This window comes from Johannesbaptistia floridana, from assembly GCF_057440575.1.
This window is the reverse complement of the sequence record NZ_JALKVM010000253.1, coordinates 1-10,825: the sequence shown is the minus strand read 5'-3', so window position 1 is coordinate 10,825 and position 10,825 is coordinate 1. Positions and strand designations below refer to the sequence as shown.

The 10,825-nt window shown below is 36.9% G+C and carries 8 protein-coding genes; 1 reads left to right on the top strand and 7 read right to left on the bottom strand.

Annotated features, from left to right (window positions below):
* Positions 1 to 259: 259 nt before the first annotated feature.
* On the bottom strand, positions 260 to 940 hold the full coding sequence (psb32, locus tag MW688_RS15710) for a photosystem II repair protein Psb32 (protein WP_486736955.1): 681 nt from the start codon (positions 938 to 940) through the stop codon (positions 260 to 262).
* 192 nt (positions 941 to 1,132) lie between these two features.
* Here psb32 and MW688_RS15705 point away from each other — a divergent pair, with 192 nt between their 5' ends.
* Positions 1,133 to 3,769 (top strand): DUF4347 domain-containing protein, encoded by a 2,637-nt coding sequence (locus MW688_RS15705; RefSeq protein ID WP_486736954.1) that lies wholly within the window; start codon positions 1,133 to 1,135, stop codon positions 3,767 to 3,769.
* Positions 3,770 to 4,211: 442 nt separating this feature from the next.
* On the opposite strand, the gene MW688_RS15700 is transcribed toward MW688_RS15705, so the two are convergent.
* The 6 genes from MW688_RS15700 to MW688_RS15675 form a co-directional block, all read right to left on the bottom strand.
* On the bottom strand, positions 4,212 to 4,394 hold the full coding sequence (locus MW688_RS15700) for a hypothetical protein (protein WP_486736953.1): 183 nt from the start codon (positions 4,392 to 4,394) through the stop codon (positions 4,212 to 4,214).
* A gap of 257 nt (positions 4,395 to 4,651) precedes the next feature.
* Positions 4,652 to 5,803 (bottom strand): bacteriohopanetetrol glucosamine biosynthesis glycosyltransferase HpnI, encoded by a 1,152-nt coding sequence (gene hpnI, locus MW688_RS15695; RefSeq protein WP_486736952.1) that lies wholly within the window; start codon positions 5,801 to 5,803, stop codon positions 4,652 to 4,654.
* A 309-nt stretch (positions 5,804 to 6,112) separates the two neighbouring features.
* Positions 6,113 to 8,074 (bottom strand): protein-arginine deiminase family protein, encoded by a 1,962-nt coding sequence (locus MW688_RS15690; RefSeq protein ID WP_486736951.1) that lies wholly within the window; start codon positions 8,072 to 8,074, stop codon positions 6,113 to 6,115.
* A gap of 473 nt (positions 8,075 to 8,547) precedes the next feature.
* Positions 8,548 to 8,808 carry a Txe/YoeB family addiction module toxin gene (locus tag MW688_RS15685; protein ID WP_486736950.1) on the bottom strand — a complete coding sequence of 87 codons (261 nt, stop codon included), beginning with the start codon at positions 8,806 to 8,808 and terminating at the stop codon, positions 8,548 to 8,550.
* Positions 8,808 to 9,068 (bottom strand): type II toxin-antitoxin system Phd/YefM family antitoxin, encoded by a 261-nt coding sequence (locus MW688_RS15680; protein ID WP_486736949.1) that lies wholly within the window; start codon positions 9,066 to 9,068, stop codon positions 8,808 to 8,810. Before MW688_RS15680 ends, MW688_RS15685 begins: the two co-directional genes overlap by 1 nt.
* A gap of 92 nt (positions 9,069 to 9,160) precedes the next feature.
* Positions 9,161 to 10,576, bottom strand: coding sequence for a cyanophycinase (locus MW688_RS15675; protein ID WP_486736948.1), 1,416 nt, complete (start codon positions 10,574 to 10,576; stop codon positions 9,161 to 9,163).
* Positions 10,577 to 10,825: the final 249 nt, after the last annotated feature.

Here is a 10,825-nt window from a genome sequence, read left to right as displayed (position 1 = left end):
CCCCGGCAAGGCTTGCGCCCCGGCAAGGCTTGCGCCCCGGCAAGGCTTGCGCCCCGGCAAGGCTTGCGCCCAGGCAAGGCTTGCGCCCAGGCAAAGCTTGCGCCCCAGCAAAGCTTGCGCCCCGGCAAGGCTTGCGCCCCGGCAAGGCTTGCGCCCCGGCAAGGCTTGCGCCCCATGTTGCACTTAAATAGCATAAAATGTTTATACACTTTTGCCTTAAAGCCTATTTCCCCACCAAAATTTAAGTTTTCAACAGACCCTAATTAGAGAATCCTGCATAAAAAAAGTAAGTAGCCATGGGAATGACGGTGGCTAGAACTAATAAACCGATTACCCATAGAGTTGCATTGCTTTCTTCTGTTTCTTCCGGTACGCTGAAATTACTCTCTATATTAATCTCAGTTTGTAATTCTTGGGGAGGACCAGGATCTGGTTCTCCTGAGAGTATGGCTACTAAGCGATCGCTGGCATCTAATACAGCTTGGTTATATTTGTTATCTTTTTTTAGCTGTCTACGAATATTTTCTTCTAGAATACTGTCAACTGTCTCTTCATCTAGAATAGTTTTAACTTCTTCTCCTCTACGGATACTCACATTGTTAGTTAGAGTATCTAAAACTAATAGAGTTTGATTTGCTTGGTCTTCAGGGGTAGGATACCAACTATTAAATAAATCTTCGGTTAAACTATCTATAGTTTCTCCGTAGTTTAAACGACGTACTAGGACTACTCTGATTTGATTATCGCTATTAGCAGCTAAATTTTTGAGTTTCTCACTGAGTTGATTTTCATTAGTACGGCTAATTGCTTCTGCTTGGTCAATTACCCAGGTAGAAGCATCAGGAATGGGTATGTCATAAACTCCCGTAGCTGCTGCGGGAGCGATTCCTATGGTGATTGCTAAAATCAATACACATAAATTCAAGAGTATATGTTTCATCGGCTCTCATTTTTTCGATTTTTCTCTATCTTAAATTAACTCGACCGACTAATCTCTATTAAAGTTTTAAATATCTGTGGCGATCGCTTCAACTCTATCTGATGTTAAAAAAGAGTTAAAATTTCTTACAATTTATAATTTTCAGTGTAATATAGCCATGATTAAATAAAATATACTCAAGGTATTGAAAGAATGTATTTTTCTCACTCCACCTGTGCCCTTTTTATTGACCGTAATATTTCTAACTATGATGATTTAATTAATGGTACTAATCAAGCAACTTCAACTTTGATAATTCCTCATAATCAGGATGGAATAATATATATATCTCAAAATCTCAATAAATCTGTTAAAACTCTACATCTTGTTTCTCATGGAAGTCCAGGATGTCTATATATAGGAAATACTCAACTTAATCTTAATAATATATATAAATATGCCAAGTATTTAGAGCAATGGCAATTAGACACTATTCTTATTTATGGTTGTCAAGTAGCCGCAGGTGATGCAGGTAGTGAGTTGATCGAAAAATTACACCAAATCACAGGCGCAACTATTCTAGCCTCTGAATCTTTAACAGGGAATGAGGATTATGGGGGTAACTGGGAACTAGAAGTTACCAAAGGTGATGTTATTGCAGATATTATATTTAAACCTGAGGTTACTGAATCCTATGCCGGAATTTTACAAGAAACTATTATAGTTAATACCGTAGAAGATGAGAATGATGGTATCAATGTTGCTGGTGTCTCTTTGAGAGAGGCAATTAATCGCGCTAATGCGGTACCAGGGAGAGATAGAATTGAGTTTGATCCAAGTTTAGCGAATAGTACTATAACTCTAAGTTTAGGTGAAACTTTAGAAATTGTTGATGATGTCATCATTACTGGAGTGGATGCTGAAAATCTGACTATTGATGGAAATAGTGATGAAAATAGAATTGTTATCTTTAGTATCGATGATGGTTTAAGAAATGTCCAAAGCGAAGTTAGTATTGAGAATATAAGAATTATTAATGGTTTGACAAGTATTTCTAGTGTAGAAAATCTGACTCTAGAAGATAGTATCATTTCAGGCAGTAGTAATAGAGCTATTATATTAAACAACTCCACTAGCAGAATTACTAATTCTGTAATAGAAAATAATGGTCAAACCAATGATTCCCGAAGTGGTGGTGGTCTACAAGTAAGTAGTACCACTTTAACTATAGTAAATTCTACAATAGAAAATAACTATGGTGACCGCGGTGGTGGATTAAATGCCAGCAGCAGCAGTTTAACTATTAGCAACTCCACTATATCTAACAACTCTGCTGCTAATTACGGTGGTGGATTAAATACAAGCAGCAGCAGTTTAACTATTAGCAACTCCACTATATCTAACAACTCTTCTAATCGTAACGGTGGTGGATTAAATACGTTTAGTGGCAATTCAGTTATCAATAACACAACTATCTCCGGTAACTCTGCTACCTATTATGGAGGAGGAATAAATTTTAGAGGACTAAGTGCAACAAGCTATATAACTAATAGTACCATTACTAATAACGAAGCTCCCTACACTCAGGGTAGTGGTATAAATGTTAGTGGAACATCTGGTTTGTCTCAAATCGGCAATACCATTATTGCTGGTAATGTCAACTCAGATATAGACTTCAATGATGATGTTAACACCTTTAGAAGTTTAGGAGGAAATCTCATTGGTTTTGGCACTGCTGCCCGTGTATTTACTGAAACAAAAGATTCTACGGCGATAGAAGACCCCTTATTAGGAGACTTAGCAAACAATGGAGGACCGACTCAAACCCATTTGCTACAATCCAATAGTTCAGCTATTGATGGAGGAATCAACGACCTAATACCTGATGATGTGACTACAGACCAAAGAGGGGAAACACGTATTTTTAATGATACTGTAGACATTGGTGCTGTAGAATTAACTCCACTGATTAATGGTACTAACCAAAGTGATCGACTCTCTGGAGGAGACCTTAATGATACCATCAATGGCTTGGGTGGAAATGACACTATTTTTGGCAATAGAGGCGAAGATATTCTCAATGGTGGCTTCAATGATGATCAACTCTTTGGCGCTTCAGACAATGACCTTCTGATTGGTGGCGCGGGAGATGATTTCCTCGATGGTGGAACTGGTGATGATACTATGCGGGGGAGTGATGGAGATGATACCTATAATGTTGATTCCGTTAACGATGTAATAGAAAATGAAAAACCAAATGCAGAAGGCGGTATTGATACTATTATCTCTTCTGTAAGTTGGGCTTTAGGTCCCCAAGGTCGCAATGTGGAGAATTTAATCGTAGATGACGATCGCTTTGTGGCCGGTATTGGGAATGTTCTAGATAACCGCATCACGGGAACTAATTCTAGAAACCGTCTTAGTGGAGGGAGTGGTAATGATACTATAGATGGTGGACGCCAAAGCGATCGCCTCCTGGGTAATAGTGGTAATGATATCTTAATTGGTAATTTTGCTAACGATTTACTAGAAGGAGGATTAGGACGGGATACCTTCTTGTATGATAGTATCCGACACGGAGGAGATACAATTGTGGACTTTAATCCTGGTGCGGATTTTATTTCCCTATCTCGTTCTGGTTTTGGTGGTGGTTTGGATACTGGTGTCTTAGATGAAGAGCAATTTTTAATTGTAGAAGATATAGAGGATATAGAATCTGGTTTTACCTTAGGGGTAGTGTATGCCACTAGTGATGGCGCTTTAGCCTACTTAGATGAAGGTGATTTAACTAATATTGCTACATTAGAAGGTAGACCGACTTTAGAATCTACTAATATTATCTTGTTTTAAACCGCGGTCAAAAGTTCGACAATTTGTCAAGCGATTTATACTCGCATTCGAGTTAAAAACGAGGTTCGTAGTTGGACTTTAGTCCAAAACATGCAGAAAAGATTGAATTTTATTGGTAAGATTGGATAGTATGATAGGGCTAAAGCCCTACTACAAACTCATCGGGGTTTTATAAGTCGGATTTGCTATTAAAACTTAACTCAGGTTAATACTAATTTTTGTTTAGGGCTTGCTGAATAAATCTAAAACTCTGATTTGGTATAGGTTTGAGCTGTTTTCTTTTGAAAAAAGTGCAAAGTAGTAGGGGCGCAAGGCTTGCGCCCTCATTTATTATGCTATAGCAATGAGCCTTTAATTCTTTACTCATTACTTCAAGACTCATTACTCATTACTTCAAGATTCATCCACCAGTAACATTTGGGTTTTGATGCTTTGGTGTGAGTCAATGACGTTTTCTAGCTTTCCAAGTTCCACCATAAACATAGTGAGGGTTGTTTTCGTGAACCTTTTGCCAGCAAGATAGACAAACAAAACACCACTGCTGTGAGGAATCAATCTGCACTCGATACAATACTTTAGAAGATGTGTGGCAAAGATCGCATTCTTTCTCTCGCAGCCGTCCCATGCTTACTCCCAATGCTTTACACTATAATTTTAGCTTTATTTCTATATGGTAGTTATACATAAGTAATAAATTTTGTGAGACAAAGGATGCAAAGCTTTAGCAGAGATAAAAAATAATGAATATTGGAAAAAATCTAAGGCTTGAGAATAATACTCTTGTCCTTTTTTGAGTTTATAGCCCTCATTACTTATTACTTATGACTAATTATCAATGAAATATTTAGAACAAACCCAGGTAAAACATCTTCGCCCATCGCCTTACAATTTTACTAATTTACCATCTTTAATCAGAGTAAACTCATAGTTTCGCCAATTAATTGTATTTCCTACTAAATTATATACCCAGAGTAAAAAACTAACTATATCTCTTATCGGGACCCAAATTAAATATTTTTTCGCTACTTGGTCTTTTAGTAAAAATACTCCTACGATCATAGCCATCAACCATCTTAAACTCCAAGTAATTAATAAAACTATTTGACTCCACGGGGAACCATTGGTAATAATTAATAAACATAAACTAGTTACTGTACCTTGAGTAAAAATAAGTCCTAAATAACCCCAAAATCTCTCAACTCTGACACATTTTGCCCACCGACTTTGACGGTGAAAAAAACTGCGCCAATTAACATCAGCTAAGCGATGATTAACTACATAATTAGATAAAATAACTTGATAACCTAGTTTAGCTACTAAGTTTCCTAATTGGTAATCGTCAGCTAAATAGTCGGCGATCGCCTTGAATCCACCAATTTGCTGAAGAATTTCTCTACGAATCAGTATAGTTGCGCCAAAAGCATAACTTATACCTTCTATTTTCCAGGCTGTTAATACTCTAGGATGGAATTGAGTAGAAATTTCTAAAGATTCAAATCCTGCTAAAAAACCCTTAGTTAATGAGGTATATAAACAGGTTACCAAGCCTACGGATTTATCCTGCATAGGTTGAACTATTTCTTGTAAATAGTTTGATTGAACCTGTATGTCACTATCAGCTATCACTAACAAGGAGTACTTCGCATATTTTAGCGCATTTGCTAAATTACTAATTTTAAAATTATTACCAATTCGTTTTTCATTGGTGACTATAGTTATATCTACCGAAGGATAATCATTTTTTATTTTTTCTAAGACTTTTAAACAGGGATCTTCAGAATTTTGTACAGAAAAAATAACTTGATATTTATTTTGATAATTTTGCTGACAAAAAGAACTTAAACTAGCTTCTATTTCCCATTCTAGTCCACAAATTGGTTTAAGAATGCTAACTGGTGGATAAAAGTTATAATTACTATAATTTTTCCCAGAGGATTTTTGCTTAAAAAAATCTCTAGCCGTATAAATAGCAAATCCATAATAAATAATTGATAATAAAGTTAATCCTAAAAATAAATAAGTTAACCAACTCATTATGGTAAATTTTTTCTTTGATCATAGATGAATAAAAGTATGATATCAAATTGGGGTATAGTGCGATCGCCCTTTTGAGTTTTGAAGTAATGAGTAATAAGTAATGAGTTTTGAAGTAAAGAATTAAAGGCTCATTGCTATAGAGCATAATACATGAGGGCGCAAGCCTTGCGGAGAGAGGGCGCAAGCCTTGCGCCCCTACTACTTGGCACTTTAAAACCAGCTCAAACCTATCCCATCTCAGAGTTTTAAATTTATTCAGCAATACTTAAGTATTTATACTTAAGATTCTTTTGCGAACAGATGACACTACAAATTCACTTCCCACCATTTAGTAGTTAAGGGTTTTCTGCGTGCGTTGCTACCGCAGTGAATTTCACCTCTACCGAGAAAATAGGGTTCCCAATCATCGATAAAGTGACAGTGAAGGCCAAATGGTTCTAGAGTTTTTTTCACATCGGCTTCAATCTGACATTCTCCCTCAATAACTGGACCAAAGGGTTTAGGTATGGCTAGATGCTGATCTAACACCAACATATTAACTACATTGGGAAAATAAGTCTCAGCGCGTCTTTTTGTGCCTACTGGGAAGAATAAAGCAGGTAAATCGAGAATATCTTCAGGGGTTAATCCCAGTTCTTTAGTAAGAATTTGACGATTTAGATTGATATAGTCTTGAAAGCGATGATTATCTTGTTTTAATTCAGTATCGCTCAATAAATCACTAATGCTAATTCTACCTTTACTAGTACGGAGGGATAAATCTCCCTGTCCTTGGTCAGCAAGACCCTCTAAAATATTGTAAGTTCTATTGGGACTAGCTAAAAGAAGTTTAAAGCCAAGAGGAGTGGGGGTGGGAACAAAGCTAAGAAATTCGTCAATATGTCCCACATCTAACCAGTCAGAAAATAATTCTACTGGACTTTGAATAACTTGAGCGTAGAGAAAGTCTCTAATTACTTTTACCATACGACTAGAGTATTCTGGTACATCAGGATGATCGCCACCAAAGAGAATCCTCCCGAGGGGGTAATCAACACCATTAGCAGTTACAGGAGGACTAACTTCTAAATTACCGAAAGAATCTAGAGTGGTAGCATCCCGATCAAAGATAGTGATCAAGCCGAAATCATTTCCTAGTAATTCTTCTTGAGAAAATTCATCTAGACCGCGATCGCGGGGTGAATCCAAGACAACGTACATAAAATGACCAGGAGATTCGCTGTAACCGATTTCTATTTCATCTTGCATCCAGCGATCGCCTTGATATCTATCCGGTAGAATTACCTCCATTTGGGCTTTAGCTTCCCCTGCTACTTGTCGTACTGCTTCAATCAGTTCTGCATTCGACCCAGAGGCAGTCCTTAGTATGTAAACTGTTTGAGCACTTTGAGTACAGGGTGTCATTAACCAAGGGGCTACCTGTAATCTTACTCTATCTGTATAAATGGTCTCTCTATTTTTAACTAGGGAAAGATTTATAAAAATTGCCCCATCAAAATCGCGATCAGGGTAATGAATGCCTTCTGCCGCTAAAAAGAGATCTTGATTGAGATCCCGGGGATTGAGGCGTCCTTCAGCCTTGCCGGGACCTAGTAACTCATAACCACTGCTATCTAATTCCGTAAAAATTCTTAAATAACGAGAGGTTTGATCATCTACCCAAACTACTAAATCACAGTCGCTAGGTAATCGCCTAGGTCCTATACGTCTAACTACCATTAAACTGCAATCTTTCAAATCCAAAGGGCTACTTAGATGACGATCTTCAAAGTCAATATCTCGATTAGCGTAGTAATAATCGCGATCGCTATTGGCTAGAAGAATTGCCCCATAGCCATCTTTTCCTGGTTGCCAGTCAGCTTTATGAGGATTATTCTCTTCTACGACACCATCACGATTTGCATCTACATCTAGACAAACTTGCAAAACCGTAAAAGAAAGGTAATAAATACCAATAATTCTTTCTGATTGGTCAAAAAGATAGAAATCTAGGGTACGATCTTCTATCTTCTCACTGTAGGTATTAGCTTGAATCACTAGGGTTTCTGGTAACTCCTCAACAGGTATCAGAGTTTGCTGACTAAGGGGAGTAGTTTCCGTGACTAGGTTTAATTCCCCAGATACTTTTACCTCTAGAAAAGCTGTATCTCTTGACATCAAATCTTTTAGGGATAACTCAACTGCTTGTCTTGTGACTAAAACATCATCGTGATAGCGACGGTAGCGACGGGAGTTAAAGTTGATCGGTGCAATATCTAGAATTCTCATTGTTCTATATTTGTAATTACAGTCTTGCCAAGACTAATTTTACAATAGCTTGTGCTACTGCCACACAAAATATCACATTTTAAAATTATAAAAGTAGCTTAAGAAGATACGGAATTGGCGATCGCGTTCAACTTTTTACTTACCAATACTAGCTGAAGGTTTAAAGCCTCCCCATAAATCTATCCTTTATTAGCAACTCGTGAACTCCTTGTATAGCAAGGGAGCACCGGAGCACGGGAGCAAAGAGAATCCTTTTCAGTAAAATTACTTAATTTGCTAAATAATGTATTTTTTTATACATTATTTTCTCAAACAAAATCTGAAAAAGCACTAATCCACAAGTTGGTGTTTTTATCAAGTTTTATGTTAATAAAGATGTTTATAAAGGATAGCTCCATTGATGAGGGTATTTACTCATTACTTATTACTTCAAAACTCATTACTCAAAAGGGCGATCGCCTTAAACTTTTTACTTACTTTTGATAATGAAATCTACAGGAAATAATAGTTAGTTCTTTTTCTGATATTTGATAAACTAGACGATGTTCATAATTAATACGTCTTGACCAATATCCTGATAAATTTGCTTTGAGAGGTTCAGGTTTACCAATTCCGTCAAAAGGATTCCTAATAATATCTTTAATCAACAAATTAACTCTTTTTAAAAGCTTTTTATCATTTTCTTGTAACCATATATAATCGGACCAAGAGTTTTCTGTAAAAGTAATTTTCACTAATCAATTAATTCTTTTAATTCTTTTACCAATTTCTGTCCTGATTTAGCTTGTTCAATTGATTCATTGAGATGGTCTGCATTAGCAGGATTTGATAATAAATATAGGGTTTCTTTCCAAGAGTTAAATTCCTCTAAAGACATTAACACAGCTTGTTTTCCCTGATCATTACAAACAATTGTCGGCTCAACATCAAGAATTACTTGCTCAATTAATTCATCTAATTGCTCTTTCGCTTGGTTACTGGTAACTGCTTTCATTTTGGCCTGTTTGAGTTTTAGGTTTTACTTTCAAGGTAGCATAAATTAAGTTTTTGAGGATTTGCACGTTGAAAGCGATCGCCTTAAAGTTTTTATTTTTTTCTGCGGCTCCATTTTTTTCCTATTCCTAAAAATGCAAGTCCAAATAATCCAAAAGCCGCAGTATTTTCAGGAACTACCTGTACAGGAGCTATATCTACATCTAAGTTAGTATAAGATAGCCTCTCAGCGCCTTGGTTGTCAAGTCCTATGTAACCTTGTGAACCTAGCAGAGAATCTTCAGTCATAGTCACCTGAAAAGTGGGATTGTTCTCAAAACTACGCCCTTGTGTCAGATTCTCACAACTAGCAAACAATGAGGTGGATACTTTAACAAATTCACGAGGATTGTCTCTAGTACCACTTTCTCCGGGAGTAGAACGATAGCTAAAAATATCATTTGAAGTTAAAGCTTGAGTATTCTCAGAACAACTTAAGGGATTTTTGCTAGGAAAAAAGGATGTATTGGTGTTGGGATCAAAAATATCCCCTTGAGTTAAATAACTGACCGAGACATTTTCGATTTCAAAATATTCTCCTTCTTGAACTATAGCTTCAGACAAATCAAATACAGTAACTCCTTTTTCTCCGAGTACTTCCATTTGGGCTGTGGGTGTTCCCACATTAGTTACCAATAGTCCTGTGTTTTCGTCAACACCAAAACCTAAATTTACTCCAGTTTCGGCGGCCACTCGAATTAAGCGACCTTGACGACCTCGTGCGCTAAAGTGAGTATCTGTGATTCCATAAGGAAATAAACCTAAACCCCCTAAGGGATTATAGTATGGGTCTCTAACAATAGGTGGTGAACCAACGAAAGGATTGGGTTCTGTTAAGAGTGTTTCATAGCTTTCACCTTCTGTGATCATCGCATCACTGGTTTGTACCGCTGTTCCTGCACTAGTTCCTGCAACCACTATATCGTCGTTGTTAAATTTATTAACTAATGCGTCAAAAACTTCGGTATTGGTTTTGGTCTCAGTGGCAGCATCTTCATTAAAGAAACATTCGGTGATTAGAGATTGATCTCCACCGCCAAAAACAATGGCGTTGGCTTCATTAATGGCATCAATTACATTAGAATTAGCTTGGTTTTTAATGCTGGCGCAATTATCAATATGAAAAGGAACCCACTCAACATCAGGGGATAATTGAGGATATTTTTGATTATACAAACTTACAAAATCTTCAACCCACAGTTGACCATTACTAGTGGCTGAACTTTCACTGGAAGAAGCAGTAGTAAAAATTCTAATTACTGCTTGACTGGGATCTCCATTGCCCCCAAGTTCTACTACCTGATCGTACATAGATATCCCATAAGCATCTCCTGTTTCTGGATATTCCCATGCTCCTCCTACCATGATTAAATCACTAGCTAAGGCTTGATTAGAAACAAGCGGTAACAAATGAGATCCAACAACACAAACAGGTAATATTCTTAAGATGTTTAGCAGTTTAGGCAGCATAAATATTGTTAATTAATTGCAAAATTAAAACAAATTATAAACGACCTTTGCGTAATTCAAAATATAATATTTACTAACCTGTGCGATCGCTCTATAACTAGAGATATTCCCAATCGGCAGAAATTTGATTATTATAGAAAGTTGAGCACTACCAGTAAGAAAAAACAGTCTGTCAACATCCCACCACGATCATCGATCGTGGGGGCTTGCAAAAGCCTATAGTTGACCAGTCTTAGTTCTAATCAAACT